Below are 24,857 nucleotides of genomic sequence, written 5' to 3'. Positions count from 1 at the left end.
AGTTTAACGGCCCCTTCCTGCCGGCCGTTCCCCACTTTCCCCGAGCCCCGCATGGCATCAGCCCTCTCCGAACGCCTGTCACGCATCGTCAAGGAGATGCGCGGGCAGGCCCGCATCACCGAGTCCAACGTCACCGACATGCTGCGCGAGGTGCGCATGGCCCTGCTCGAGGCCGACGTGGCCCTGCCGGTGGTGCGCGACTTCATCGCCCGGGTCAAGGAGCGCGCCCTGGGTGCCGAGGTGGTGGGTTCGCTCACGCCGGGTCAGGCCCTGGTGGGCATCGTCAACCGCGAACTGGCGGCCACCATGGGCGAGGGGGTGGCCGACATCAACCTGGCGGCCCAGCCGCCGGCGGTGATCCTGATGGCCGGCCTGCAGGGTGCCGGCAAGACCACCACCACCGCCAAGCTGGCGCGCCACCTGATCGAGAAGCGCAAGAAGAAGGTGCTCACCGTCTCGGGCGACGTCTACCGCCCGGCCGCCATCGAGCAGCTGCGCACCGTCACCGCCCAGGCCGGGGCCGAGTGGTTCCCCAGCACGCCGGACCAGAAGCCGGCCGACATCGCCCGCGCCGCCATCGACCATGCCCGCCGCCATTACTTTGATGTGCTGCTGGTCGACACCGCCGGCCGCCTGGCCATCGACGAAGCGCTGATGCGCGAGATCCAGGAACTCCACGGCATCCTGAATCCGGTGGAGACGCTGTTCGTGGTGGACGCCATGCAGGGCCAGGACGCCATCAACACCGCCCGCGCCTTCAAGGAGGCGCTGCCGCTGACCGGTATCGTGCTGACCAAGCTCGACGGCGACTCGCGCGGCGGTGCCGCGCTGTCGGTGCGCGCGATCACCGGCGCCCCCATCAAGTTCGCCGGCACCTCCGAAAAGCTCGACGGCCTGGAGGTGTTCGATGCCGAACGCCACGCCGGCCGGGTGCTGGGCATGGGCGACATCGTGGCGCTGGTGGAGCAGGTCACGGCCGGTGTGGACATGGCGTCGGCCCAGAAGCTCGCAGCCAAGGTCAAGAGCGGTGAGGGCTTCGACCTCAACGACTTCCTCGACCAGATCCGGCAGATGAAGCAGATGGGCGGGCTGTCCAGCCTGATGGACAAGCTGCCCAGTGCCATGGCCGCCAAGGCCAGCGAAGCCGACCTGAGCCGCGCCGAGAAGGACATCAAGCGCAAGGAAGGCATCATCTGCAGCATGACGCTGCAGGAGCGCCGCAAGCCCGAGATCATCAAGGCCACCCGCAAGCGCCGCATCGCCGCCGGTGCCGGCGTTCAGGTGCAGGAGGTCAACCGCCTGCTCAAGGAGTTCGAGCAGATGCAGGGCATGATGAAGAAGATGAAGGGCGGCGGCCTGATGAAGATGATGAAGCGCATGGGCGGCATGGGAGGCATGAAGGGCCTCCCGCCCGGCATCAGGTAGGTTTGAGCGCCATCTGGCTGGCGTGGCGCCAGGCGCGCCGCAGCACCGCCGGCGACCACGACTCTTCCGGAATCAGCAGCACGCCGCGCGAACGCATCCACTGACCCAGTTCCACATGGCTGGTGAGCACCGCCAGCGGAACGGCCAGCAGCAGCGGCAGGGCCACCGGGGCCAGCCACAGCAGGGCGCCCGGGTTGATGGCGGCCACGGCGGCAGCCATGAGGGCAATGACCAGGCTCATGGGTGCCAGTCGGGCGGCGGCATCGGCCCAGCTCACACCGGTGGCCTCCCGCGGTGGCGATTTCCATTCCAGCTTCATGCCGGTGACCGCCACCAGCACGAACAGCGAATGCGCCAGCATGCGGATGGGCGCCAGCACCAGGGCCAGCAGGGTTTCGGCCAGCGCGCTGAGCAGCAGCACACCGCCACCGCCGAACGACTTCTGCTCCCCCTTCATGAACACCGCCAGCACGCCCAGCACCCGCGGCAGGAACAACAGGCACAGGGTGAAGGCCCACAGGCCGCGCAGCTCGGATGGCACCGCCTGCCACACCGGTGCATCGGTGCCGCCGGTGAGCCACAGGGCGATCCCGATGGACAGGAAGGCCAGCCACAGCGGGGCCGACAGGTACGACATCGCGCCGATGACGAACATGCTGCGGTGCACCCGGTGGATGCCGGGCTCGGCGGCCAGGCGCGCGTTCTGCAGGTTGCCCTGGCACCAGCGCCGGTCGCGCTGCAGTTCGCTCAGCAGGTCCGGCGGCTGCTGTTCGTAGCTGCCCTGCAGGTCGGACACCAGCCACACGTGGTAGCCGGCGCGGCGCATGAGGGCGGCTTCGACGAAGTCGTGCGACAGGATGCCGCCGGCCATGCCGCCCTTCCCCGGGATGGGCGCCAGCGCGCAGTGCTTCATGAAGGCCTCGACGCGGATGATGGCGTTGTGGCCCCAGTAATGCGATTCGCCGAGCTGCCAGAACTGCATGCCCAGGGTGAACAGCCGACCGGTCACGCGCGAGGCGAACTGCTGGGCGCGGGCATGCAGCGTGGCATGACCGATGGACTGCGTGGCGGTCTGGATGATGCCGGCGCGCGGATGGGCTTCCATCAACTTCACCATGTCGGTCAGGCAGCGGCCGCTCATGACGCTGTCGGCGTCCAGCACCACCATGTTGCGGTAGTCGCGGCCCCAGCGCCGGCAGAAGTCGGCCACGTTGCCGGCCTTGCGGTGGGTGCGTCGCTGGCGCAGCCGGTAATACACCTCCAGCGGCGGCTGGCCGCCGTGCTGCGCCGCCAGATCGGCGCGCAGCTGTTCCCAGGCCTCGCGTTCGGCCTGCGGCACCCCGGCCTGGAAGCTGTCGGACAGCACGAACACATCGAACTGGCCGGCATGCCCGGTGGCGATCAGCGACTCGCAGGTGGCGCGCAGACCGGCGAAGACGGTGGACACGTCCTCGTTGCAGATCGGCATGATGATCGCCGTGCGGGCCTCGGGATTCATGGCGTGGTCGCGCACATCGGCCGCGCGCAAGGTGTGGCGGTCACCGCGCAGCAGCACCCAGAAGCCCATCAGCGCGGTGACGAAGCCGGTCACCACCCAGGCCGAGAGCACCGAGAACAGCACCAGCTGCGCGGTCTGCAGCCAGCCGCTGTCGGTCGCGGGCTGGGCATCGGCGAACAGCCAGCCGGCCAGACCGGTGCTCAGCAGGGTCAGTGCCACGAAGGCTGCGCGGCGGCGCCGGGCCGCACCGTCCCAGCGGGTGGGTGCTTCGGGGGCGCGTGGCGGCTGGCTGGGTGGCGGGATCAGGCGATCGGCCAGGCCCAGCAGGCCGGTGCCCACGCTGTTCCAGAAGCCGCGCCAGGGGCGGGGCACCATCGATCCGCGCCGCAGCGGCGGGGCGGTCACCGCGTTGGGGTGGCGTTCCTCGCGCAGCGGGCTGCGCGGGTGGACGGACCGGTTCACGGACAGGCTCTTGGCGGGGCTCATTCGGGCAGCAGCAGGTGTGTCCATGTTTCGCTCACGGCGTGTTGTTGGTGTTGAAGGAAGGCGCGCAGCTCGACCGGCTGGTTCGGGTCGATGCGCACCACGCGCAGGCTCACCCGCCAGGAGCTGGTGGCCGGATTGGGATAGGCGACGGCCTCGATGACGCGGCCATTGGCGTTGGCGCTCACCACGGCCTGCACCGCTGCGCCGGGCGGCAGCGCGTCCAGCGCGGGGCCGGCGAAATCGAGCACGAACTTGGGCTGCGCCGACTGCTCGGCCGGGCTGAGGCGGGTGTAGCCGTAGCCCCGGCGGGTCTGGGTCACCCAGCTGGAGGGCGGGCGCTGCTGCTCGTCGCCCTGCCAGGACAGCTCGTAGGCGAACTCCAGCGGCTGCCCCTGCGCCGGCAGGCGCGCGGGCACCCAGTAGGCGACCACGTTGTCGTGGGTCTCGTCCGGGGTGGGCAGCTGCACCAGCTCCACCCGGCCGGCGCCCCAGTCACCCAGCGGCCGTACCCAGGCGCTGGGCCGGCGTTCGTAGCGGGCTTCCACGTCCTCGTAGCTGGCGAAGCGGCGGTCGCGCTGCATCAGGCCGAAGCCGCGCGGGTTGACGGTGGCGAACGAGCTCACCTGCACGCTGCGCGGGCGCTGCAGCGGGCGCCACAGCCATTCGCCTTCGCCGGTGGCCAGCATCAGGCCGTCGGAGTCGTGCACCTCGGGGCGGAAGTCGCCGGGCAGCGGCTGGTTCTCGCCCGAGAGGAACATGCTGGTCAGCGGCGCCAGGCCCAGCGTGGCCACCGGTGCGGCGCCGACCCGCAGGTAGACCCGGGCATGGACCGTCATGGTGGTCTGGAAGCCGGGGCGGATGACGAAGCGGTAAGCCCCGGTGGCGCGCGCCGACTCCAGCAGGGCCAGCACCGTCACCTCGCGGTCGGTGGCCGAGGGGCGGCGCACCCAGAACTCGGTGAAGCGCGGGAATTCCTCACCCTGGCCGCCCACGGTGTCGATGGCCAGCCCCCGGGCCGACAGGCCGTACTGCTGACCGGCGCCCAGGGCGCGGAAATAGCTGGCGCCCAGGAACACCGCCAGCTCGTCCTTGTAGGCCACGCTGTTGAGCGGGTAGTGCAGCCGGAAGCCGGCATGGCCCAGGTCACCCCAGGCGGCGGTGTCGAAGCGGTTGAAGCCGTAGTCGTAATCGCCGGTGCGGAACGGCAGCTCGGTCACCTGACCGTCCGGGCCGATCTCGCGGATGCGCACCGGCTCGGTCTGGTAGAGGCCGAGGTGGAAATACTGCAGCTCGAACGGCAGCGACCGGTCGCGCCAGGTGCTGCGCTCGGGCTTGAAACGGATGGCGCGCAGGCCGTCGTAGCTGATGTTCGCCAGCTCCGGCGGCAGGGCAGCGGCCTTGTCGCCGGATGGCGTCCACGGCTGGGCGGCGCGGGTCTGGGCGATGTGGGAGACGCTGTCCCAGTCCAGGCCCTGGGCGGCCGCGCAGACCGCAGCCAGGCTGGTGATCAGGCCGGTCAGCAGCGAGCGGCCCAGGTGGCGGGCGGCGGGGATGACGGGGGAAATGACCAGGGGCATGCCCTGTATAGGGCAAACCCTGTGCCAGGTCGAAAAAACCCTTTCAGATCAAAGACTTGGCGTCACCTCATCGGCATGGGCCGGTGCAGGGCGACGGAAATCAGGGTAAACCCGTGTTTTTTGTCGCCGGATGGCGACAGCACCGGGGTCCCTGGCGGCGGATTCCTTGCAGATCAAGGACTTGCGCTTGTCACTCTGGAGCGACAGGCTCGGCTCCTGTGCCGCCGCCGTCGTTCTTGAACAGGCCCGGCGTGAGCGCATGCTTCTGCAGCAGCCGGTAGAACTCGGTCCGGTTGCGCTCGGCCAGCCGGGCGGCGTCGGCCACGTTGCCGTCGGTCATCTTGAGCAGGCCCACCAGGTAGTCGCGCTCGAAACGCTGCTTGGCCTCGGCATAGCTCAGCACCTCCACCGCCGGGGTGCGCAGGGCGCGCTGCACCAGGGCCAGCGACACCAGCGGCGTGGTGGCCAGGGCGCAGACCTGCTCCACCACGTTGTAGAGCTGGCGCACGTTGCCGGGCCAGCTGGCCAGGGTGAGGGCCTTGAGGGCCTCGGGCGCAAAGCCCGAGCTGCGCTTGCCGTACTTGGCCGACAGCCGGGCCAGAAAGTGGTTGGCCAGCAGGGCGATGTCCTCGCGCCGCTCGGCCAGGGTGGGCAGGGTCAGCGTGACCACGTTGAGCCGGTAATAGAGGTCTTCCCGGAACTGGCCCTGGGCCATGGCGGCCTCCAGGTCGCGGTGGGTGGCCGAGACGATGCGCACGTCCACCGGGATCGACTGGCTCGATCCCAGCGGCCGCACCGCGCGCTCCTGCAGCACCCGCAGCAGCTTGACCTGCAGGGCCGGCGGCATGTCGCCGATCTCGTCGAGCAGCAGCGTGCCGCCATCGGCCGCCTGGAACAGGCCCTTGTGGTTGGCCACCGCGTCGGTGAAGGCCCCCTTCATGTGGCCGAACAGTTCGGATTCCAGCAGGGCTTCCGGAATGGCGCCGCAGTTGACCGCAATGAAGGGCTTGCCGGCCCGCCGGCTGGCCTTGTGGATGGCACGGGCCAGCATTTCCTTGCCGGTGCCGGAATCGCCGCGCAGCAGCACGCTGGCGTCGCTGCGCGCCACCATGCGGGCCTCGGCCAGCAGGTCGGCCATGCGGCTGGAGCGGCTGACGATCTCCGAGCGCCAGGCCTCGTCCACCGGCTCGCTCGGGCCGGCCGGCGAACCCAGGGCCAGTGCCTGGCTGATCTTGTCCAGCAGCTCGCGGGCATCGAAGGGTTTGGTGAGGTAGCTGAACACGCCGCGCGAGGTGGCCTCCACCGCGTCGGGAATGGTGCCGTGCGCGGTGAGCAGGATCACCGGCAGGGAAGGGTGTCGGTTGCGGATGTCGTCGAACAGGGCCAGGCCGTCGCGGCCGGGCAGGCGCACGTCGGAGATGACCAGCTGCGGCCGTTCGATGTCGAGCTGGGCCAGGGCGGCCTCGGCCGACCCCACGGCACTCACCTGGTAGCCGGCGGCGCCCAGCCGCATGGACAGCAGGCGCAGCATGTCGGCGTCGTCGTCGACCACCAGCAGACGCGGGCGGCGGGTGGCGGGCGGGCTGTCCTGGGAGCGGGAAACGGTCTCGGCCATGGTGGGTCAGACAGGACGTCGGCGCGAAGGTTCAGGGGGCGGCGGGGCGGGGGCTGCGCGGCGTGAGGCTGCGCTCGATGGCGCGCATGGCCTCCAGCCGTTCGTTGAGCTGGTCGATGCGGCGCTGCGCGTCGCGGATCTGCTGGCTCTGCCGGTCGTACTGGTCCTCCAGCCGGCGCTGCTCCATCAGCCGGGCCGCCAGCAGCCGGGCCAGGGGCTGCAGGGCGGCGGCCTGGGGCTGGGTGCTGGCGACCACCCGCTGCACCAGACCCAGCGCGCGGGCGGTGTCCACCGGCTGGTGGGTCTGCACCAGCGCCAGCGCCAGCTGCAGCTGCAGGTGCGGAATGTCGCCGCCGTCGCCCAGGCTGGTGATCTCGGTGGCCAGTTCGGCCGGACCCAGCAGGCGCACCCGGTCGGCATAGGCCAGCACCTGCTCGACCGCCACCCGGTCCTGGGCCGTGGCCGGGGTGGCGCTGCAGGCACTGCCCAGCAGGGACAGCGCGATCAGCAGGGCGGCAGCGAAGCGCGGACGCGCGATGGCAGGGTGGATGTCAGCTGGCATGGGGAAGTTCGATGCGGAAATGGGCGCCGCCGGGTTGCGGCACCAGGGACACGCGGCCGCCATGGGCCACCACGTATTCATGGACGATGGACAGGCCGATGCCGGTGCCCTTGACCGCTTGCGGCGGCTGGCGCTGGCCCCGGTAGAAGGGCTCGAAGATGCGGTCGCGGTCGGCCTCGGCCACCCCCGGCCCCTGGTCGACGATGTCCACGCTGGCCCGGCCGGGCAGGTCGTTCACCAGCACGCGGATCAGGCCCCCCTCGGGCGAGAAGCGGATCGCGTTGAGCAGCAGGTTGCCCAGGGCCGAGGCCATCTTGTCGCGGTCCAGCGGCAGCACCACCGGCGAGCCTTCCACCCGCACCAGCAGGCCACGCGCCTGCCAGTGCAGCCGCTGGGCCTGGACCTGCTCCTGGGTCAGCGTGAGCAGGTCGGTGCGCTCGCGCCGGAGCTGCCGGGCCTCGAAGGCGGCGGCATTGAAGCGCAGCAGGGCCTCGATCTGGTCCTGCAGCTGGCCGGTGTTGTGCTGCAGGATGCGCACCACCTCGGCCTGGTCGGGCCCCAGCGGGCCGGCCACGCCGTCGCCCAGCACCGCCACGCCCTCGCGCAGCGAGGCCAGCGGTGTCTTGAGCTCGTGCGAGATGTGGCGCAGGAAGCGGGCCTTGTCGGCGTCGAGCTCGGTCAGGCGCAGGCGCAGCCAGTCGAGCTGCTGGCTGACCCGGCGCACATCGGTCGGACCGGGAATGTCGATGGGCGATTCCAGTCGGTTCTCGCCCAGGGCCACGATGGCCTTCTCCAGCCGCTGGAACGGTCGGGCCAGCCAGACACCGAAGCCGATCGCCATGGCCGCAGCCAGCCCGATGGAGCCCAGCACCTGCTGGGCCAGCTGCTGGCGGCTGGTCTCGAAGCGGGCCTGCAGCGCCTGGTTGCGTGCGGCGATCAGGCTCTGCACCTGCTGCGCGATCAGGGCGGTGAAGCCGTCGAGCTCGCGGAAGGCCCGGGCCACTTCGCGTTCGCGGTCCAGGGCGGTCTCGGGCGGGCCATCCAGCAGCAGGCCGATCGTCCGTATCTGCTCGCGCCAGGGCCGGGCGAATTCGTCGGGCAGGTCGTTGGTGGTCAGCTGGTCCAGGGTGCTGGCCGCCTGCCGGGCCGCCTCGTCGAAGCGCTGGCGCAGCTGCCGGTCGCGCAGCACCAGCGACTGCCGGGCCGCACGCTCCATGGCCACGCTGCGTTCGCCCAGCGACTGGGCGGCGGTGGACAGCGCAATGGCCTGGTCGGCCCCTTCGCGGCCCTGGGCCATGAGGGACTCCAGCGAGAACAGCGCGCGCACGGCGGCGGCACCCAGCAGCGCCCCGATCAGCAGGAACGCCACCAGCAGCATCTGCTGGAACGACAGCGACGACGGTTTCACGCCTCGGCGAGTGCGACGTCGCCCCGCAGCGAATGGGGCAGGGCCTGGGTGATGCGCACGTCCAGCATCTGGCCGATCAGCCGCGACCCGTTCGGGCCGCCGTCGAAATTGACGATGCGGTTGCATTCGGTGCGGCCCATGAGTTCGGCGGCACCGCCCGGGCCGGGCCGGCGCGACGGGCCTTCGACCAGGATGCGCTGCACCGTGCCTTCGCGGCTGGCGCTGATGCGCCGCACATTGGCCTCGATGGTGGCCTGCAGGTGCTGCAGGCGCTTGAGCTTGACCTCGTGCGGCGTGTCGTCGGCCAGGTTGGCCGCCGGCGTGCCGGGGCGCGGGCTGAAGATGAAGGAGAAGCTGCTGTCGAAGCCCACGTCCTCGATGAGCTTCATCATCTTGTTGAAGTCGTCCTCGGTCTCGCCGGGGAAGCCGACGATGAAGTCGCTGCTCATGGAGATGTCGGGCCGGATGGCGCGCAGCTTGCGGATGGTGCTCTTGTATTCCATGGCGGTGTAGCCGCGCTTCATGGCCATGAGGATGCGGTCCGATCCGTGCTGCACCGGCAGGTGCAGGTGGTTCACCAGCTGCGGGATGCGGGCATAGGCCTCGATCAGGCGCGGCGTGAACTCGTTGGGGTGGCTGGTGGTGTAGCGGATGCGCTCGATGCCCGGGATGGCGGCCACGTACTCCAGCAGCAGGGCGAAGTCGGCGATCTCGGCGGTGTCGCCCATGGCGCCCCGGTAGGCGTTCACGTTCTGGCCCAGCAGCGTCACCTCGCGCACGCCCTGGTCGGCCAGACCGGCCACCTCCACCAGCACGTCGTCGAAGGGGCGGCTCACCTCCTCGCCGCGGGTGTAGGGCACCACGCAGTAGCTGCAGTACTTGGAGCAGCCCTCCATGATGGAGACGAAGGCCGAGGCGCCCTCCACCTTGGCCGGCGGCAGGTGGTCGAACTTCTCGATCTCGGGGAAGCTGATGTCCACCTGCGGCCGCTCCTGCTGCTGGCGCTGGTTCAGCAGCTCGGGCAGGCGGTGCAGGGTCTGCGGGCCGAACACCACGTCCACGAAGGGCGCGCGCTTGATGATCTCGGCGCCCTCCTGGCTGGCCACGCAGCCCCCCACGCCGATGAGCACGCCCTTCTTCTTGAGGTGCTTGACCCGGCCGAGGTCGGAGAACACCTTCTCCTGCGCCTTCTCGCGCACCGAGCAGGTGTTGAACAGGATCAGGTCGGCCTCTTCCACGTCCTGCGTGGGTTCGTAGCCCTGGGCGGCACCCAGCACGTCGGCCATCTTGTCCGAGTCGTACTCGTTCATCTGGCAGCCGAAGGTCTTGATGAAAACTTTGCGCGTCATGGAATGGCTCCTGGAACACCGGCGCATGGGCAGGCCCGGCGGGGGCGTCGGCGCTCAGGGCCGACGGGGGTACGGGGGATGGCCGGCAGCCCCCGGGGGCTGCTGCGGCGGCACGGGCAGGGTCAGTCGGCGGCCGGCTTGACCGGCGGCTTGTAGGCGCGCGGGTCGGGCTGGGGCAGCATGGACTCGAAGACGTAGTTGCGCTCCACGCCCAGGGTGCGCCGCTTTTCCTTGGCTTCCTCGGGGGTGAGGATCCACACCATCTGGATCTGGCCCCGACCGTCCACCTTGTAGTTCACCAGCACCTCCTTGCCCACCAGCGAGGCCGGTCGGACCACGGTGTTGTTGTCGCTCATGATGCGGGCGCCGGGCGAGAGGCGGACCTCGCGGTCATCCATCCGGGCATGCGGCGGCTGGGTCATGGTCAGCGTGCCGCGCAGGGCGTCGGGGGGGAAGGGCCGCTTGAGCGACTGGGCCTGTGCCGGCAGCGTGGCCAGCAGCACGCCGGTGGCGAGCAGGAGGGAGGGGATGCAGCGGTTCATGGTGTAGATCCAGAGGCTGTGGGAGGCCGCGATTCTCGCACGGGACCGTCGGCCGGCCGGTCGGCATCCACCAGCGGGTAGGCGTCGGCCACATAGGCCGGTCCCTTCATGACCATCACGATGAAGGCGCCGATGCCCACGGTGAACAGCCCGGTCCACCACAGGATGACCACCGCGATGGCCAGGATGTCGATGAGCCCGATGCGGGCCGCCAGCTCGGCCGTCGGCAGGTCCCAGGGCCACAGCCGGGCCATGCCGGCGCTGAGTGCCGGCACCAAGGTGCCACCCAGCAGCCACACCGGCAGGCGACGCAGCACCACGCGTTCGCGTCCGTAGGGGGTGCGGGTGTGGCCGGGCAGTCGTTGCATGGCGGGTCCAGTCCGGTGGGGCAGCAAGGCGGGACCCAAGTCCCTGCACCGGCAGGAACGGGCCCCAGGCGCCAGAATCGGCGGCACCTTCATTCTGCGTCCAGGTCCTGCCCGGGCCCGCTGATCCATGTCAAACCCGACCTCTTTGCCCCGACGCCGCTGGGTCTCTGCCGGCCTCCTGGGCGCAGCCATTTTGTCTTCCACGATGCTCGCCGGCTGCTTCACCGGCGTGCCGCAGGGCGCGGTGCCGGTGAGCCCGTTCGACCTGCAGCGCTACCTGGGCACCTGGTACGAGATCGCCCGGCTCGACCACGTCTTCGAGCGCGGCCTGACCGACGTGAACGCCACCTACGCCCTCAGGCCCGACGGCAGCGTCTCGGTGCTCAACCGGGGCTTCGACCCGGTCAAGGGCGCCTGGAAGGAGGCCGAAGGCCGGGCGCTGTTCATCGGCGATCCGAAGACCGCCTCGCTCAAGGTGAGCTTTTTCGGACCGTTCTTCGGCGGCTACCACGTCATCGCGCTGGACCCCGACTACCGCTGGGCCATGGTGATCGGACCCGACACCGGCTACCTGTGGATCCTGGCGCGCGAACGCACGCTGGACGCTGCCGTGCGCGACAAGCTGGTGGCCCAGGCCGCATCGCTCGGTGTGGACACCAAAGGACTGATCTGGGTGGAGCACGGCCGTGCCCCGCGTTGAGAGCAACCTGGCCGGCATCGACGCGGGTGTGTCGCCGGTGCAGGTGGCGCGCCAGTGCACCGGCCGGCGGGTGATGTACTGGTTCCGCCGCGACCTGCGCCTGGCCGATCTGCCCGGCCTGCGCGCCACCACGGACGCCGCCGCGCTGCTGCCGGTGTGGGTGGACGAGGCGCGCTGGCACCAGACCGACCGCTGGGGCATCGAGCCGCTGGGCCCGCACCGCGCGCGCTTCCAGGCCGACGCGGTGGCCGACCTGGACCGCAGCCTGCGCGCCCTGGGCAGCCGCCTGTGGGCGCAGGCCGGAGACCCGGTGGCGTTGATCGCCGCCCTCGTCAAGGCCGCGTCCATCGATGTGGTGGTGACCCAGGCCGAGGTGGCGCCGTACGAGCAGGACGATGTGGCGGCCTTGCGCCGTGCCGGTGTGAATGTGCTCACCGTGGCGCCCACCAGCCTGTTCGACCTGAGCGACCTGCCGTTCAAGCCCGCTGCGGTGCCCACCGTGTTCACCCCATTCCGCCACGCGGTGGAAGGTGAACGCACGCCGGTGCACCCGCCCATGGCCGCCCCGCGCAGCCTGCCGCCCCTGCCCGATGCCGCCGGCCTGCCGGAGCCGGTGCTGCCTGCGGCGGCTTCAGAGGGTGGCGACGACCCGCGCAGTTCCTTCCCCTATGCCCGTGCCGGCTGGACCGGCGCAGCCCGCGACGCGCTGGCCCATGTGCAGCGCTACTTTGCCGGCCCGCTGCCGCGCCAGTACAAGGCCACCCGCAATGGCCTCTCAGGCACCGGCTTCTCCACCAAGTTCTCGCCCTGGCTGGCCACGGGGGCGATCTCCCCGCGCCAGATCCATGCCGAGCTGCTGGCCCACGAGGCGCGCGAAGGAGCCAGTGACGGCAGCCGCTGGATCGTCTTCGAGCTGCTGTGGCGCGAGCATTTCCGGCTGCTGCACCACCGCTTCGGTCGCAAGCTCTACCGGGGCCGGGGCCTGACCGATCAGCCCTCACCCGGCCACAACCCGCAGGGCTTTGCGCGCTGGCAGACCGGGCGCACCGGCGTGCCGCTGGTGGACGCCGCCATGCGCGAACTCGCCGCCACCGGCTTCATGAGCAACCGCCTGCGCCAGCTGGTGGCCAGCTACCTGATCCACGATCTGGGCGGCGACTGGCGCGCCGGTGCTGCCTGGTTCGAGCACCTGCTGGTGGACCACGATGTGCACAGCAACCACGGCAACTGGCTCTACATCAGCGGGCGCGGCACCGACCCGCGCGGCGGGCGCCGCTTCAACCCCGAGAAGCAGGCGCGTGAACACGACCCCGACGGGGCCTTCGTGAGGATGTGGTCGGGGCGCTGAGCCCCGGGATCATTTCCAGCGGATGGCGTCGACCTGCACGCTGCCCAGCGTGCTGCTGAGGGTGAGGCCGCCCTCCTGCACCGTGGCCTGCAGCTGCATGCTGCGTTCGGCCATCGCGGCCAGGGCCGGTGCCACCTCGGTGGGCAGGCGCCAGACCTGCAGGCGCTCCAGCCGGCTCACCTTGTTCTCGATGCCGCGCCACCACACATCGGCCGCGCTGCCGAAGGCGTAGACGATCACCGCATCGGCCTTGCTGCAGGCCTTGGCCAGCGGCTTGTCTTCGGGCTGGCCCACCTCGATCCACAGGCGCTTGCGGCCGGTGAAGTCGGTCAGCGACACATCGGGGTCTTCCGGGTCGGACAGGCCGGCACCGAACGCCAGCGTGCCGTCGCCGCGGCAGGTGTCCTGCAGCTCGTGGGCCTGCAGGGCCAGCGCCACCAGGCGCACCATCATGCGCTCGTCGGTCTCGCTGGGGTGGCGGGCCAGGGTCAGCGCATGGTCGGCGTAGTAGCCGTGATCGATGTCGGCGATCTGCAGGTTCGCCTTGAAGATGGTGGACTTGAGGGCCATGCGCGGTGCCGGAACCATGTCCGGAAATGAAGAAGGGCGGGTGCCGTTACCGGAACCCGCCCTTGCCAGATCTGGTGGCGATAGGTGGACTTGAACCACCGACATCAGCATTATGAATGCTGCGCTCTAACCAACTGAGCTATATCGCCGAAAGCCGGCATTATAGACCGAAATTCAGACCGCTTTCAACGGTGCTTCCAGGCCGGAGCGCGCTTGTTGACGAAGGCGTCCATGCCTTCCTTCTGGTCCTCGGTGGCGAACAGCGCGTGGAACAGCCGGCGCTCGAACATCACGCCGTCCGACAGCGAACCTTCGAAGGCGCGATTCACCGCTTCCTTGGCCGCCATCACGCTGGGCAGCGAATAACCGCAGATGGTGAGGGCGGCGCCCAGGGCCTCGTCCATCAGCTTGTCCAGCGGCACCACGCGGCTGACCAGCCCGGCGCGCTCGGCCTCGGTCGCGTCCATCATGCGGCCGGTCAGGCACATGTCCATGGCCTTCGATTTGCCCACCGCGCGCGGCAGGCGCTGGCTGCCGCCGGCACCGGGGATGACACCCAGCTTGATCTCGGGCTGGCCGAACCTGGCGTTGTCGGCCGCGATGATGAAGTCGCACATCATGGCCAGCTCGCAGCCGCCGCCCAGGGCAAAGCCCGACACCGCCGCGATCACCGGCTTGCGCACGCTGCGGATGGTTTCCCAGTTGCGGGTGATGTAGTCGCCCACGTACACGTCGGCAAAGCTGTACTTGGCCATGGCACCGATGTCGGCGCCGGCGGCAAAGGCCTTCTCGCTGCCGGTGACGATCATGCAGCCGATCTCGGGGTCGGCGTCGAAGGCGGCCAGCGCGGCGCCCAGCTCGTTCATGAGCTGGTCGTTCAGGGCGTTGAGCTGCTTGGGCCGGTTCAGGGTGACGATGCCGACGCGGCCTTCGGTGCGAACCAGGATGGTCTCGGGGGTGGTGCTCATGCAGGGGTCCTTGCAGGGGAAGAATCGGGACAGCCGGACACTATACCGGGGTACAACCCCGGGAAAACATTAACCGACCGACTGGTTGGCGAATGCTACATTGCACCGCAGCAGGCCCGTGACGGCCGGCGAGGAGACAACATGACCGAACCCACCGTGCGGTACGAAGAGCGCGGGGCCGTGGCCCTGCTCACGCTCAACCGCCCCGACGCGCTCAACAGCTTCACCCGCGCCATGCACCGCGACCTCTGGGCGGCGCTGGACCGGGCCGAAGCCGATCCGGCCATCCGGGCCATGGTCATCACCGGTGCCGGGCGCGGCTTCTGTGCCGGTGCCGACCTGTCCGAATTCGACTTCGAGCCCGGCCCCGATCTGGTGCAGCGGGCCGATCCGGGTCCGGTCATCGAACAGGCCTTCAATCCCACCGCGCGGCGCCTGCATGCGCTGCGCATGCCGGTGATCGCCGCCGTCAATGGCGTGGCCGCCGGTGCCGGCGCCTCGCTGGTCATGTGCTGCGACATCGCCATTGCCGCGCCCGGGGCGAGCTTCATCCAGGCCTTCAGCAAGATCGGGCTGATACCGGACGCCGGCGGCAGCTGGCTGCTGGTGGAGCGCCTGGGCCTGGCCCGCGCCATGGCCCTGGCCATGACCGGCGACAAGCTGCCGGCCGCCCAGGCCCGCGACTGGGGCCTGATCTGGGACGTGTCCGACGACTGCCTGGGTGCGTCGCTGGCCATGGCCGAGCGCCTGGCCGTCATGCCCACGAAAGCCCTGGTGGCCACCCGCGAACTCCTGCGCGCCGCCGGGACCCGCAGTTTCAGCGAGCAGCTCGATGCCGAGCGCGACGCGCAGTCGGCCCTGGGCCGCACGCACGACTACATCGAAGGCGTGATGGCGTTCCGCCAGAAGCGCGCCCCCCAGTTCAAGGGGGCCTGATGACACCCGAGCAACGCGCCCGCCAGGTGGGCGAGACCATGTTCGCCAACGATGTGGCCAGCCGCGACACCATGGGCATGGAGCTGCTGGCCTGCGAGCCCGGCCGTGCGGTGATGCGCATGGAGGTGACACCCCGGCACCTCAATGGCCACCGCATCTGCCATGGCGGTTTCGTGTTCACCCTGGCCGACTCCACCTTCGCCTTTGCCTGCAACAGCCACAACAGGAATGCGGTCGCGGCGGGCTGCAGCATCGAGTTCCTGCGGCCCTCGCACAAGGGCGACGTGCTCACCTGTGAAGGCCTGGAGCAGACCCTGAGCGGCCGCCACGGCATCTACGACATGAAGGTCACCAACCAGCGCGGCGAGGTGGTGGCCCTGTTCCGGGGCAAGAGTGCCCAGATCGCCGGCCACGTGTTCCCCGAGGACCAGCCATGACCCGACTATCTGCCGGCGGCCTGCCGCTCGAACCCATCGAAACTGCCAGCATCGATGAACTGCGCTCGCTGCAGCTCAAGCGCCTGAAGGCCACGCTGGGCCATGCGTACGCCAACTCGCCGGTCTACCGCGCCAAGTTCGACGCGGCTGGCGTGCACCCGGACGACCTGCACAGCTTGGCCGATCTGGCGAAGTTCCCCTTCACCACCAAGCAGGACCTGCGCGACAGCTACCCCTGGGGCATGTTCGCGGTGCCGCGTGAGCAGTGCGCCCGCATCCATGCCAGCAGCGGCACCACCGGCAAGCCCACCGTGGTGGGCTACACGGCGGGTGACATCGACATGTGGGCCGGCGTGGTGGCCCGCAGCATCCGTGCGGCCGGCGCCCGGCGCGGAGACCTGGTGCACATCAGCTACGGCTATGGCCTGTTCACCGGCGGCCTGGGCGCGCACTACGGTGCTGAAAAGCTGGGCCTGACCGTGGTGCCCTTCGGCGGCGGCCAGACCGAGCGCCAGGTGCAGCTGATCCAGGACTTCCGCCCCGACATCATCATGGTCACGCCCAGCTACATGCTGGCGATTGCCGACGAGTTCCAGCGCCTGGGCCTGGACCCGCGTGAATCCAGCCTGCGCACCGGCATCTTCGGGGCCGAGCCCTGGACCAACGACATGCGGCTGGCCATCGAGGCCCGCATGGGCATGGACGCGGTCGATATCTATGGCTTGTCGGAGGTGATCGGCCCCGGCGTGGCCAACGAGTGCGTGGAAACCAAGGACGGCCCGACCATCTGGGAAGACCATTTCTACCCCGAGATCATCGACCCCGAAACCGGCGAGGTGCTGCCCGACGGCCAGCCCGGCGAGCTGGTGTTCACCAGCCTGACCAAGCAAGCGCTGCCCATCATCCGCTACCGCACCCGGGACCTCACGCGCCTGCTGCCGGGCAGCGCCCGGACCATGCGGCGCATGGAGAAGATCACCGGTCGCAGCGACGACATGATGATCGTGCGCGGCGTCAACGTCTTTCCGACCCAGATCGAGGAGCTGATCCTGCAGCGCCCCGAGCTCAGCGCGCACTACCAGTGCGTGCTCACCCGCAGCGGCCCCATGGACGAGCTCACCGTGGTGGTGGAGACCGCACCGGGCGTCTCGCCCACCAGCGAGGTCGCGTCGGCGGCGGCGGCGCGCCTGCAGCACGACATCAAGACCTTCATCGGCACCAGCGCCCACATCACGCTGCGCCCCGAAGGCGGTGTGGAGCGCAGCCAGGGCAAGGCAAAGCGGGTGGTGGACCAGCGCCCGAAATGACCCGGTCACACAGCCGGTCTAAAACCAAAGTTCACTGCGGTCAATCCGGATAGGCTGCCGGGTACGGCTTGTCCTACAGTGCCGGCAACCAAGGGAGTCCATGGACAAGAACACGGTGTTTTCCAAGACCGATGCAGGCCGTGAGGCGCTGGCCAGCCGCCCGCCCTCGCTCGGTCCTCGCCTGCGGTCGCTGCTCATCATGGTCGACGGCAAGCGCCGGGTCGAGGAGTTCGGCCAGCTGCTGGGCGGCGACGGTGCGGTCGCGCTGCTGGAGCAGCTGGAACAGCAGGGCTGGATCGAGGCCCCTCGGGCCGCCGCACCGGCTCCGGCCGCCGCATCGGTGGCTGCATCCGCACCCGCAGCGGCACCCCAGGCGGCCAACGGCGCTTCGTCGGTGGTCATCGAGGTGCTGCCCCTGGCCGAGGCCCGCAAGGGCGTGGTGCGGTTCATCAACGACCAGCTCGGCCCCATGGGCGAGTCGCTGGCCATGAAGGTCGAGGCCTGCAAGACCGCTGCCGATCTGCAGGCCCAGTTGCCCCGTATCCGCGAAGGCCTGCGCAACATGAAGGGCGCGGGCGTGGTGCAGCAGTTCGATCAGGCCTGGGCCACCCGTCTGCCGCCGGCCTGACGCCGGACTTCAGCCCCCCAGCCAGCGGCCCACCGCTGCGGCGTCCTGCACCGACAGGCGCACCGCCTGTGCCGCAGCCGGCCACTGCAACGGGCAGCGCAACAGCCGACGGTCGCGCGAGACCAGCGCCGTGACGCGTGGGCGCGATCCGCGCAGCCAGGCCACCTCGTCGAGCTTGCCGATGCGCCAGGCCTCGGCCGCCTGACCGCGCTTGAGCGGTGCCAGTTCGATCCCCAGCCACTCGTCCCCGGCGGCCAGTCCGGCCGCTTCGGCCGCCGAGCCGCGCAGCACGGTCTTGATCTGCACCGCGCCGCCGGCCTCGTGGATCCGCAGGCCGAGCAGCTGGGCCAGCGGCACCGGTTCGTCCTGCACCTTCACGCCGGCGGCCTGCAGCAGCGCCTCCACCGGCAGCTCGGCCGTGCTGTGCACCCAGGCATCGAGCTCGGCGTCCAGGCTGCGGCCGGCCAGCTGCCTGAGCACCCGCCGCAGGTCGGACTCGCGCAGGGGGCCGCCTCCGGTGCGGGCCCACAGGGTCCGCATGGCGTCGTCCAGCGAACTGCCGCACTGCCGCAGGGTGAGGTCCAGGCACAGCGCCACCAGAGCGCCCTTGCCGTAGTAGCTCACCGTGGCGTTGGGCGTGTTCTCGCCCACCCGGTAGTACTTCACCCAGGCATCGAAGCTGGCCTGCGCCACGGTCTGCACCAGCCGCCCCGGCGTCTGGCGCAGCGGGTTGATGTTCTTGGCCTGCAGCTGCAGCCAGGTGGCGTCGTCGATCAGGCCGGCGCGGCGCAGGAACAGGTCGTCGTAGTAGCTGGTGAAGCCCTCGAAGAACCACAGCAGCTCGGTGTAGTTCTCGCGGTCGTAGTCGTAGCGCGCGAACTCTGCCGGCCGCAGGCGCTTGACGTTCCAGGTGTGGAAGTATTCGTGGCTGATCAGGCCCAGCAGCGTGGTGTAGCCGTCGGTGGCCTTGAGCGCCCGGGGCGGGTCGGCGGCGCGCGGCAGGTCGGCGCGCTGGCAGATCAGGGCGGTGCTGTTGCGGTGCTCCAGCCCGCCGTAACCGTCGGCGCTGGCGTGCAGCATGAACACATAGCGCTGGAACGGCGGTGCCTGGTCGCCATGCCAGAAGCGGATCTGTGCCTCGCAGATGCGGCGGGTGTCATCCAGCAGACGCTGGCCGTCGAACCACGCACCGGCTCCGCTGACCACGAACCGGTGCGGCACGCCGCAGGCGGTGAATTCACCGCTCCAGAAGCTGCCCAGCTCCACCGGGCAGTCGACCAGTTCGTCGTAGTCGGCGGCGGTGTGGCGGCCCCAGCCGTCGGCATCCACCTCGATCGGCGTCAGCCCGGTGGCCACCCGCCAGCCCGCCGGGGCGGCGCCTGGGGCGATGGTGAGTGTGTGCGGCCGGTCTTCCTGGCCCACCACCCGCAGGCAGGTGCTGGTGCCGTTGAAGAAGCCGCGTGTGCTGTCCAGAAAGGCGGTGCGCACCGAGGCGTCGAACGCATAGACCTGGTAGGTGAGGGTGAGGGTCTCGCCGGCGGCGTTGTCGGCCCGCCAGCGGTGCTTGTCGAGCTGCTGCAGGGCCACCGGGCGGTCGGCGCACATGGCGTTCAAACCCTGCAGGTGCTGCGAGAACTCGCGCACCAGGTAGCTGCCGGGGATCCACACCGGCAGGGCAAACACCTGGCGGCGTTCGGCCGCCGACACGGTCAGCGTGACGTCGAACAGGTGGGCATGGGCATCGCGCACGGCCACCGTGTACGACACGGCGGCTGCGGCTGCTGGCCGGCCGTTGCGCCGGCTCATGTGGCCCCCGCGCCGATGAGGCAGCTCAAGGCGGCCACCGCCGAGAGCCGGAAGCGCAGCGCCAGCCAGGGCGACAGGCCGGCGGCCGGATAGAGCCGGCGGTCCACCAGGTAGCACAGCACCAGCACCACGGCCAGCCACACCAGACCCGCATAGGCCGGCATGAGCACGCCCGGCCAGGCCAGCAGCGACGGCGTCACGCCCCAGGCCAGGTGGGTGCGTGCACCGGGCTGCCCGCGTTCCATGCGCAGCCAGGCCACGCCCCAGTGGATGCCGCCCAGGAACGACGCGATCAGCGCCGCGTAGGCGGACAGCGCCATGGCCACCCAGGGCGCCAGGTCGGGCGTCACCAGCCACAGCAGCAGGGCCAGCCCCACGAACGGCAGCAGGCCGCCGTAGCCCAGCAGGTCGATCAGGCGCCGGGCGGGGTCGGGGGTGGGGCTGAGCGTGTGGGGCGAGGCGGCGTTCATTTGGTGGCGACCTGCTTCAGGCGGGCTTCCAGCTGTTCGGGGCTGAGCGCGCCCGGCACACGGCTGCCGTCGGCAAAGATGATGGTGGGCGTGCCGGTGATCCGGGCCTTGCGGCCGAAGGCCACATTGCGTTCCAGGGCCGCGGCGTCGCAGCTGGCGGCCGGCGGGGTGACGTTGTTGATCATCCAGTCGAGGTAGGCCTTGCCCTTGTCCTTGGCGCACCAGATGTTGCGCGACTTCTCGGTCGAGTCAGCGCTCAGGATGGGGTAGAGGAACACATGCACCGTGATGTCGTCGACCTTGGTCAGGTCGCGTTCGAAGCGCTTGCAGAAGCCGCAGTTCGGATCCTCGAAGACCGCGATGGTGCGGGTGCCCTTGCCGCGCACCAGCGTGAAGGCGTCCTTGAGCGGCAGGTCCTTGAAGCTCAGCGCAGTGAGCTTGTTGACCCGCTCTTCGGTCAGGTCGATGCGCTGGCGGGTGTCGAACATCGAACCCTGGATCAGGTAGTTGCCTTCGGCATCGGTGTAGAAGATGTCGGTCTGGTTGATCCGCACCTCGAAGATGCCCGGCATCGGCGTCTTGCTGACCTCGTCGATGCGCGGCAGCGTGGGCAGGCGCTCGGCGAGGTTCTTGCGGATGGTGGCTTCCTGGGCCGAGGCCGCGAAGGACAGGCCGAGCAGGGCGGCCAGCAGCAGGTGGGCGAATCGTTTCATGGCGGGGCGGGTCGGGTTCGTTGGAGGAAGTCGGATCGATCGGGTCAGCTGCGTTGGCCCATGGCCTGGCGCACCAGCCAGTGCTTGAGCGGCCCGCTGCGGTCGAAGGCGGACAGCCCCCAGTTGCGCAGGCCCTGGATGCGGGTGTCGTCGTGCGAGAACAGACCGAACAGGCCGTCGGTGACCAGGCCCATGGCCTGCACGTCGGCAGCGCGGGCGCGCTCGAAGCGGCGCAGCAGGCGGGCATCCCCCACCTCGCGCCAGTATTCGCGGCCGGCCAGCACGCGCGCGAGTTCGGCGGCGTCGGCCAGGCCCAGGTTCAGGCCCTGTCCGGCCAGCGGGTGCACCGCGTGCGCCGCATCGCCGGCCAGCGCCACCATGCCCTGTTCGGTGCGGGCGGTCCATTGCCGGGCCACCGAGCGTTCCAGCGGCCAGGTCTGTGCCGCCCCCCTCAGGCTCATGTCGCCCAGGGCCGCCTGGCAGCGCTGCTGCACCGCGGCGGCCAGCTCGGCGCCAGGCGCCTGCTGCAGGGCATCCGCCCGGTCCGGCGGCAGCGACCACACCAGGGCCACCGCATGGCCCTCGGCGCCGTCCAGCGGCAGCAGGGCCAGCACCTCGCCGTTCACGAACCATTGCCGTGCCACGCCACCGTGGGGCAGGGTGGTGGACAGGCGGGCGGCCAGCGCCTTGTGGGGATAGGGTCGCACGTCGAAGTCGATGCCCAGTGCAGCCCGGGTGCTGCTGCGGCGACCTTCGCAGACCACGGTGAGCGCGGCCGGCGGGGCTTCGTCCAGGCGCTCGATGCCGGGCTGGAACTGCACCGCCTCCGTCAGACGCCGCTCCAGCGAGGGGACGTCCACGATCCAGGTCAGGGCTTCGGCGCCCACGGGTGCGGCGTCGAAGCGCAGTTCGCCGCCGTCGTCGCCATGCACCTGCATGGCCCGCACCGGGGTGACCGCCGGCGCCTCGTCCGACCGGTCCTCCGGCCAGGCCCGCACCGAAGCCAGCACCGCCTTGGAGGCGGCGTTGAGGGCGTAGGCGCGCACATCGTCAGCCCCGGTCGGCGCGGCGGGGCCCACCAGGGCCACCCGCAGCCGTTCGCGGGCCAGCAGCAGCGCCAGGGACAGGCCGACCACGCCTGTGCCCCGGATGGCGACGTCATGGCGCCGGACGCCGCCGGCTCGGGAGGGGTTGGAAGGCATGGGACGGATTCTAGGAGCAGGGCACAATCCGGCGCTTTCCACCGGATACGGCGTTTCCGACCGGCCTTTCTGCGAACCGTTCCCGAGCACGCCCATGAACCAGACAGCCTCCAGCGACCTCAATGCCACCATCGAAGAACTCTGGGTCTACCCGGTCAAGTCGTGTGCCGGCGTGCGCCTGCCCGAAGCCGAGCTGTCGGACACCGGCCTGACCTACGACCGCGCCTGGATGGTGGTGGACGAGCAGGGCGAATTCGTGACCCAGCGCGAGCTGCCCCGCATGGCACTGATCCAGCCGGCCTTCCGCATGGGCCAGCTGCAGCTCAAGGCGCCGGGCATGCTGGCGCTGCACCTGGCCCTGGACGCCGCCGAGAAGCCGGCCCGTGTCCGGGTATGGGACGACGAGGTGGAAGCCTACGACATGGGCGACGTGGCCGCCCAGTGGTTCACCGACTTCCTGGCGCCCGATGCACCGGCCGGTCTGCAGCGCCTGCGCCTGGCCCGCTTCGATCCCGCGGTGATGCGCCGCTGCGATCCCGCCTGGACCGGCGAGCGCGAATCGCATACCCAGTTTGCCGATGGCTTCGGCCTGCTGGTGGCCAGCCAGGCCTCGCTGGACGAGCTGAACCAGCGGCTGCGCGCGGCAGGCCATGCACCGGTGGACATGCGCCGCTTCCGGCCCAACATCGTGCTGGGCGGGCTGGCGGCGCACGACGAGGACCGCTGCGGCCCCCTGCGCATCGCCACCGACCAGGGCGAGGTGGTGATCGAGCCGGTCAAGCCCTGCGCCCGCTGCCCCATCCCGGACATCGACCCCGACACCGCCCAGCGCAGCTACCTGGTCGGCGACACGCTGCAGACCTACCGCCAGGACGCCCGCGTGGGCGGCGCGGTGACCTTCGGCATGAACGCCATCGTCACCGCCGGCGACGGCTTCACGCTGCGCCCGGGCCAGACCGTGCGGGCCGATCTGCGCTTCGACTGACCCCGACCTTTAAAATTCGCGGTTTTCCCGACCGACCCGAAAGCCCTCCATGAGCCTCAAATGCGGCATCGTGGGCCTGCCCAACGTGGGCAAGTCCACCCTGTTCAACGCCCTGACCAAAGCCGGCATCGCGGCCGAGAACTACCCCTTCTGCACCATCGAGCCCAACGTGGGCGTGGTGGAAGTGCCCGACCCGCGCCTGCAGCAGCTCTCCGACATCGTCAAGCCCGAGCGCATCGTCCCGGCCATCGTGGAGTTCGTCGACATCGCCGGCCTGGTGGCCGGCGCTTCCAAGGGCGAAGGTCTGGGCAACCAGTTCCTGGCCCACATCCGCGAGACCGATGCCATCGTCAACGTGGTGCGCTGCTTCGAGGACCCCAACGTCATCCACGTGGCCAACAAGGTCGACCCGATCGCCGACATCGAGGTCATCCAGACCGAGCTGTGCCTGGCCGACCTGGGCACCGTCGAGAAGGCGCTGCAGCGCTACACCAAGGCCGCCAAGAGCGGCAACGACAAGGAGGCCGCCGCCCTGGTGGCCCTGCTGACCAAGGTGCAGGCGGTGCTGGATGAAGGCAAGCCGGTGCGCACCCTGACGCTGGGCGACCAGGAGAAGGCCCTGCTCAAGCCGCTGTGCCTGATCACCGCCAAGCCCGCCATGTTCGTGGGCAACGTGGCCGAGGACGGCTTCGAGAACAACCCCTTCCTGGACCGTCTGCGCGAATACGCCAGCGCCCAGAATGCCCCGGTGGTGGCCATCTGCGCCAAGATCGAGGCCGAACTCTCCGAAATGGACGATGCCGACCGGCTCGAATTCCTGAAGGAACTCGGCCAGGACGAACCGGGCCTCAACCGCCTGATCCGCGCCGGCTTCAAGCTGCTGGGCCTGCAGACCTACTTCACCGCCGGCGTGAAGGAAGTGCGCGCCTGGACCATCCGCATCGGTGACACCGCTCCGCAGGCCGCCGGCGTCATCCACGGTGACTTCGAACGCGGCTTCATCCGCGCCCAGACCATCGCCTTCGACGACTACATCGCCTTCAAGGGCGAGCAGGGCGCCAAGGACGCCGGCAAGATGCGCGCCGAAGGCAAGGAATACGTCGTCAAGGACGGGGACGTGCTCAACTTCCTGTTCAACGTCTGAAACCGGTCACAGCACGGTGACCGAAGACCCTCAGCGCCTGGCCAAGCAGCTGGCCGCCCGCCTGGGCTGCTCGCGGCGCGATGCCGAGCTCTTCATTGCCGGTGGCTGGGTCAGTGTGGACGGCGCGCTGGTGGAAGAACCGCAGGCCCGCGTGCGGTCCGACCAGACCATCACCCTCGATCCGCACGCGCGTGCCGAGCCGCTGCCGCCGGCCACCCTGGTGTGGCACAAGCCGGCCGGCGTGGCCGTCCCCCAGACCGATGTCCTGCCCGATGCCCTGGCCCGGGCCTGGTTCACGGCCGAGCGCCGTCATCCGGCCGACGCCTCCGGGCGGCGCCTGCTGCGGGCCCTGCTCAACCGGCTGCTGCCGGTGTCCCGCCTGCACGACGAGGCCAGCGGCCTGATGGTCTTCACCCAGAGCCCGGGCGTGGCCCGCCGCATCACCGATCGGCAGTCACCGCTGGAGCAGGAATGGCTGGCCGACGTGAGCAATGCGCCGACCCTTCCCGACGAGCGCGAGGCCGTGCTGCGTTCCATCGGCAAGCCGCTGTACTTCGATGGCCGGGAACTGCCGTCGCTCAAGGCCAGCTGGCAGAGCGACCGCCGGCTGCGCATGGCCTTCAAGCACGACATGCCGGCCGAACCGGGCCACCGCACCGCCCGTGCCGGGCTGTCCGCGGTGCTGCACCGTCAGCGCATCGGCCGCATCGGCCTGGACGGCATGGCAGCGGGGCAGTGGCGCTGCCTGGGAGCGGCGGAGCGGTTCTGATGCGACGCCGCTGGGCGGTTGGCAGACAACCTGCTGTTCGTAAT

The 24,857-nt window shown here is 70.2% G+C and carries 24 protein-coding genes and 1 tRNA gene; 10 read left to right on the top strand and 15 right to left on the bottom strand.

The window, feature by feature from the left end; genetic code table 11:
- The first annotated feature begins 51 nt into the window (after positions 1-51).
- Entirely contained in the window at positions 52-1,425 is a 1,374-nt protein-coding gene (gene ffh, locus CAP38_RS09965) for a signal recognition particle protein (protein WP_086121258.1), read from the top strand.
- On the opposite strand, the gene mdoH is transcribed toward ffh, so the two are convergent.
- The 8 genes from mdoH to CAP38_RS09925 all read right to left on the bottom strand — a co-directional run bounded on the left by mdoH (position 1,418) and on the right by CAP38_RS09925 (position 10,830).
- Complete coding sequence (gene mdoH / locus CAP38_RS09960) at positions 1,418-3,409, bottom strand: glucans biosynthesis glucosyltransferase MdoH (RefSeq protein ID WP_256924401.1); 1,992 nt, start codon at positions 3,407-3,409, stop codon at positions 1,418-1,420. The genes ffh and mdoH overlap by 8 nt on opposite strands.
- Complete coding sequence (locus CAP38_RS09955; RefSeq protein WP_086121256.1) at positions 3,406-4,986, bottom strand: glucan biosynthesis protein G; 1,581 nt, start codon at positions 4,984-4,986, stop codon at positions 3,406-3,408. The genes mdoH and CAP38_RS09955 overlap by 4 nt, the downstream gene beginning before the upstream one ends.
- 190 nt (positions 4,987-5,176) lie before the next feature.
- Entirely contained in the window at positions 5,177-6,601 is a 1,425-nt protein-coding gene (locus CAP38_RS09950; protein ID WP_086121255.1) for a sigma 54-interacting transcriptional regulator, read from the bottom strand.
- Between the two features lie 31 nt (positions 6,602-6,632).
- A complete protein-coding gene (locus CAP38_RS15380; RefSeq protein WP_086121254.1) occupies positions 6,633-7,163 on the bottom strand; it encodes a hypothetical protein in 531 nt (176 codons plus the stop codon).
- Complete coding sequence (locus CAP38_RS09940) at positions 7,153-8,541, bottom strand: sensor histidine kinase KdpD (RefSeq protein WP_086121404.1); 1,389 nt, start codon at positions 8,539-8,541, stop codon at positions 7,153-7,155. Before CAP38_RS09940 ends, CAP38_RS15380 begins: the two co-directional genes overlap by 11 nt.
- Before the next feature lie 26 nt (positions 8,542-8,567).
- Entirely contained in the window at positions 8,568-9,920 is a 1,353-nt protein-coding gene (gene miaB / locus CAP38_RS09935) for a tRNA (N6-isopentenyl adenosine(37)-C2)-methylthiotransferase MiaB (protein WP_086121253.1), read from the bottom strand.
- A 122-nt stretch (positions 9,921-10,042) separates the two neighbouring features.
- The gene (locus tag CAP38_RS09930) at positions 10,043-10,462 is read right to left on the bottom strand and encodes a hypothetical protein (RefSeq protein WP_179188518.1); all 420 of its coding nucleotides are present in this window, start codon (positions 10,460-10,462) and stop codon (positions 10,043-10,045) included.
- The gene (locus CAP38_RS09925; protein ID WP_086121252.1) at positions 10,459-10,830 is read right to left on the bottom strand and encodes a hypothetical protein; all 372 of its coding nucleotides are present in this window, start codon (positions 10,828-10,830) and stop codon (positions 10,459-10,461) included. Before CAP38_RS09925 ends, CAP38_RS09930 begins: the two co-directional genes overlap by 4 nt.
- A 127-nt stretch (positions 10,831-10,957) precedes the next feature.
- Between CAP38_RS09925 and CAP38_RS09920 the strand changes: the two genes are divergently transcribed.
- On the top strand, positions 10,958-11,530 hold the full coding sequence (locus CAP38_RS09920) for a lipocalin family protein (RefSeq protein WP_086121251.1): 573 nt from the start codon (positions 10,958-10,960) through the stop codon (positions 11,528-11,530).
- A complete protein-coding gene (locus tag CAP38_RS09915) occupies positions 11,517-12,878 on the top strand; it encodes a DASH family cryptochrome (RefSeq protein ID WP_256924400.1) in 1,362 nt (453 codons plus the stop codon). The genes CAP38_RS09920 and CAP38_RS09915 overlap by 14 nt, the downstream gene beginning before the upstream one ends.
- A gap of 9 nt (positions 12,879-12,887) precedes the next feature.
- On the opposite strand, the gene CAP38_RS09910 is transcribed toward CAP38_RS09915, so the two are convergent.
- From CAP38_RS09910 to CAP38_RS09900, 3 genes are all read right to left on the bottom strand, one after another.
- Positions 12,888-13,448: a YaeQ family protein gene (locus CAP38_RS09910; protein WP_086121250.1), complete on the bottom strand. Its 561-nt coding sequence runs from the start codon at positions 13,446-13,448 to the stop codon at positions 12,888-12,890.
- A gap of 72 nt (positions 13,449-13,520) precedes the next feature.
- Positions 13,521-13,597: transfer RNA gene (locus CAP38_RS09905), tRNA-Met, on the bottom strand.
- 36 nt (positions 13,598-13,633) lie between these two features.
- The gene (locus CAP38_RS09900) at positions 13,634-14,416 is read right to left on the bottom strand and encodes an enoyl-CoA hydratase (RefSeq protein WP_086121249.1); all 783 of its coding nucleotides are present in this window, start codon (positions 14,414-14,416) and stop codon (positions 13,634-13,636) included.
- A 141-nt stretch (positions 14,417-14,557) separates the two neighbouring features.
- Between CAP38_RS09900 and CAP38_RS09895 the strand changes: the two genes are divergently transcribed.
- From CAP38_RS09895 to CAP38_RS09880, 4 genes are all read left to right on the top strand, one after another.
- Positions 14,558-15,352 carry an enoyl-CoA hydratase-related protein gene (locus tag CAP38_RS09895; RefSeq protein WP_086121248.1) on the top strand — a complete coding sequence of 265 codons (795 nt, stop codon included), beginning with the start codon at positions 14,558-14,560 and terminating at the stop codon, positions 15,350-15,352.
- The gene (gene paaI, locus CAP38_RS09890; RefSeq protein WP_086121247.1) at positions 15,352-15,789 is read left to right on the top strand and encodes a hydroxyphenylacetyl-CoA thioesterase PaaI; all 438 of its coding nucleotides are present in this window, start codon (positions 15,352-15,354) and stop codon (positions 15,787-15,789) included. The genes CAP38_RS09895 and paaI overlap by 1 nt, the downstream gene beginning before the upstream one ends.
- Complete coding sequence (paaK, locus tag CAP38_RS09885; protein WP_086121246.1) at positions 15,786-17,096, top strand: phenylacetate--CoA ligase PaaK; 1,311 nt, start codon at positions 15,786-15,788, stop codon at positions 17,094-17,096. The genes paaI and paaK overlap by 4 nt, the downstream gene beginning before the upstream one ends.
- A 100-nt stretch (positions 17,097-17,196) precedes the next feature.
- Positions 17,197-17,724: a hypothetical protein gene (locus tag CAP38_RS09880; protein WP_086121245.1), complete on the top strand. Its 528-nt coding sequence runs from the start codon at positions 17,197-17,199 to the stop codon at positions 17,722-17,724.
- A gap of 9 nt (positions 17,725-17,733) precedes the next feature.
- Here the strand turns inward: CAP38_RS09880 and CAP38_RS09875 are convergent, their stop codons facing one another.
- The 4 genes from CAP38_RS09875 to CAP38_RS09860 are packed head-to-tail and all read right to left on the bottom strand — an operon-like array spanning position 17,734 to position 21,915.
- A complete protein-coding gene (locus CAP38_RS09875; RefSeq protein ID WP_086121244.1) occupies positions 17,734-19,530 on the bottom strand; it encodes a M61 family metallopeptidase in 1,797 nt (598 codons plus the stop codon).
- Positions 19,527-20,000, bottom strand: coding sequence for a DUF3429 domain-containing protein (locus CAP38_RS09870; protein WP_086121243.1), 474 nt, complete (start codon positions 19,998-20,000; stop codon positions 19,527-19,529). Before CAP38_RS09870 ends, CAP38_RS09875 begins: the two co-directional genes overlap by 4 nt.
- Positions 19,997-20,713 (bottom strand): DsbC family protein, encoded by a 717-nt coding sequence (locus tag CAP38_RS09865; protein WP_086121242.1) that lies wholly within the window; start codon positions 20,711-20,713, stop codon positions 19,997-19,999. The genes CAP38_RS09870 and CAP38_RS09865 overlap by 4 nt, the downstream gene beginning before the upstream one ends.
- Before the next feature lie 44 nt (positions 20,714-20,757).
- Positions 20,758-21,915, bottom strand: a complete 1,158-nt coding sequence (locus CAP38_RS09860) for an FAD-dependent monooxygenase (protein ID WP_086121241.1) — start codon at positions 21,913-21,915, stop codon at positions 20,758-20,760.
- A 94-nt stretch (positions 21,916-22,009) separates the two neighbouring features.
- On the opposite strand from CAP38_RS09860, the gene CAP38_RS09855 reads away from it, so the two are divergent.
- The 3 genes from CAP38_RS09855 to CAP38_RS09845 are packed head-to-tail and all read left to right on the top strand — an operon-like array spanning position 22,010 to position 24,813.
- On the top strand, positions 22,010-22,900 hold the full coding sequence (locus CAP38_RS09855; protein ID WP_086121240.1) for an MOSC domain-containing protein: 891 nt from the start codon (positions 22,010-22,012) through the stop codon (positions 22,898-22,900).
- A 49-nt stretch (positions 22,901-22,949) separates the two neighbouring features.
- Complete coding sequence (gene ychF / locus CAP38_RS09850; protein WP_086121239.1) at positions 22,950-24,044, top strand: redox-regulated ATPase YchF; 1,095 nt, start codon at positions 22,950-22,952, stop codon at positions 24,042-24,044.
- Positions 24,045-24,060: 16 nt separating this feature from the next.
- Positions 24,061-24,813, top strand: a complete 753-nt coding sequence (locus CAP38_RS09845) for an RNA pseudouridine synthase (protein WP_086121238.1) — start codon at positions 24,061-24,063, stop codon at positions 24,811-24,813.
- The last annotated feature ends 44 nt before the right edge of the window (positions 24,814-24,857 follow it).

The sequence above is a fragment of the Hydrogenophaga sp. IBVHS2 genome, assembly GCF_002127215.1.
Classification (GTDB): domain Bacteria; phylum Pseudomonadota; class Gammaproteobacteria; order Burkholderiales; family Burkholderiaceae_C; genus Hydrogenophaga.
This window is presented reverse-complemented; position numbering and strand designations above follow the sequence as displayed.

Excerpts from the sequence above, each read along its gene's own strand:
- CAP38_RS09955 (WP_086121256.1), bottom strand. The coding sequence starts at position 4,986 with ATGCCCCTGGTCATTTCCCCCGTCATCCCCGCCGCCCGCCACCTGGGC.
- CAP38_RS09910 (WP_086121250.1), bottom strand. The coding sequence starts at position 13,448 with ATGGCCCTCAAGTCCACCATCTTCAAGGCGAACCTGCAGATCGCCGAC.
- CAP38_RS09940 (WP_086121404.1), bottom strand. The coding sequence starts at position 8,541 with ATGCTGCTGGTGGCGTTCCTGCTGATCGGGGCGCTGCTGGGTGCCGCC.
- paaI (WP_086121247.1), top strand. The coding sequence starts at position 15,352 with ATGACACCCGAGCAACGCGCCCGCCAGGTGGGCGAGACCATGTTCGCC.
- ychF (WP_086121239.1), top strand. The coding sequence starts at position 22,950 with ATGAGCCTCAAATGCGGCATCGTGGGCCTGCCCAACGTGGGCAAGTCC.
- CAP38_RS15380 (WP_086121254.1), bottom strand. The coding sequence starts at position 7,163 with ATGCCAGCTGACATCCACCCTGCCATCGCGCGTCCGCGCTTCGCTGCC.
- CAP38_RS09880 (WP_086121245.1), top strand. The coding sequence starts at position 17,197 with ATGGACAAGAACACGGTGTTTTCCAAGACCGATGCAGGCCGTGAGGCG.
- paaK (WP_086121246.1), top strand. The coding sequence starts at position 15,786 with ATGACCCGACTATCTGCCGGCGGCCTGCCGCTCGAACCCATCGAAACT.
- CAP38_RS09930 (WP_179188518.1), bottom strand. The coding sequence starts at position 10,462 with ATGAACCGCTGCATCCCCTCCCTCCTGCTCGCCACCGGCGTGCTGCTG.
- CAP38_RS09860 (WP_086121241.1), bottom strand. The coding sequence starts at position 21,915 with ATGCCTTCCAACCCCTCCCGAGCCGGCGGCGTCCGGCGCCATGACGTC.
- CAP38_RS09865 (WP_086121242.1), bottom strand. The coding sequence starts at position 20,713 with ATGAAACGATTCGCCCACCTGCTGCTGGCCGCCCTGCTCGGCCTGTCC.
- ffh (WP_086121258.1), top strand. The coding sequence starts at position 52 with ATGGCATCAGCCCTCTCCGAACGCCTGTCACGCATCGTCAAGGAGATG.
- CAP38_RS09875 (WP_086121244.1), bottom strand. The coding sequence starts at position 19,530 with ATGAGCCGGCGCAACGGCCGGCCAGCAGCCGCAGCCGCCGTGTCGTAC.
- CAP38_RS09950 (WP_086121255.1), bottom strand. The coding sequence starts at position 6,601 with ATGGCCGAGACCGTTTCCCGCTCCCAGGACAGCCCGCCCGCCACCCGC.
- CAP38_RS09855 (WP_086121240.1), top strand. The coding sequence starts at position 22,010 with ATGAACCAGACAGCCTCCAGCGACCTCAATGCCACCATCGAAGAACTC.
- miaB (WP_086121253.1), bottom strand. The coding sequence starts at position 9,920 with ATGACGCGCAAAGTTTTCATCAAGACCTTCGGCTGCCAGATGAACGAG.
- CAP38_RS09925 (WP_086121252.1), bottom strand. The coding sequence starts at position 10,830 with ATGCAACGACTGCCCGGCCACACCCGCACCCCCTACGGACGCGAACGC.
- CAP38_RS09895 (WP_086121248.1), top strand. The coding sequence starts at position 14,558 with ATGACCGAACCCACCGTGCGGTACGAAGAGCGCGGGGCCGTGGCCCTG.
- CAP38_RS09870 (WP_086121243.1), bottom strand. The coding sequence starts at position 20,000 with ATGAACGCCGCCTCGCCCCACACGCTCAGCCCCACCCCCGACCCCGCC.
- CAP38_RS09900 (WP_086121249.1), bottom strand. The coding sequence starts at position 14,416 with ATGAGCACCACCCCCGAGACCATCCTGGTTCGCACCGAAGGCCGCGTC.
- CAP38_RS09920 (WP_086121251.1), top strand. The coding sequence starts at position 10,958 with ATGTCAAACCCGACCTCTTTGCCCCGACGCCGCTGGGTCTCTGCCGGC.
- mdoH (WP_256924401.1), bottom strand. The coding sequence starts at position 3,409 with ATGAGCCCCGCCAAGAGCCTGTCCGTGAACCGGTCCGTCCACCCGCGC.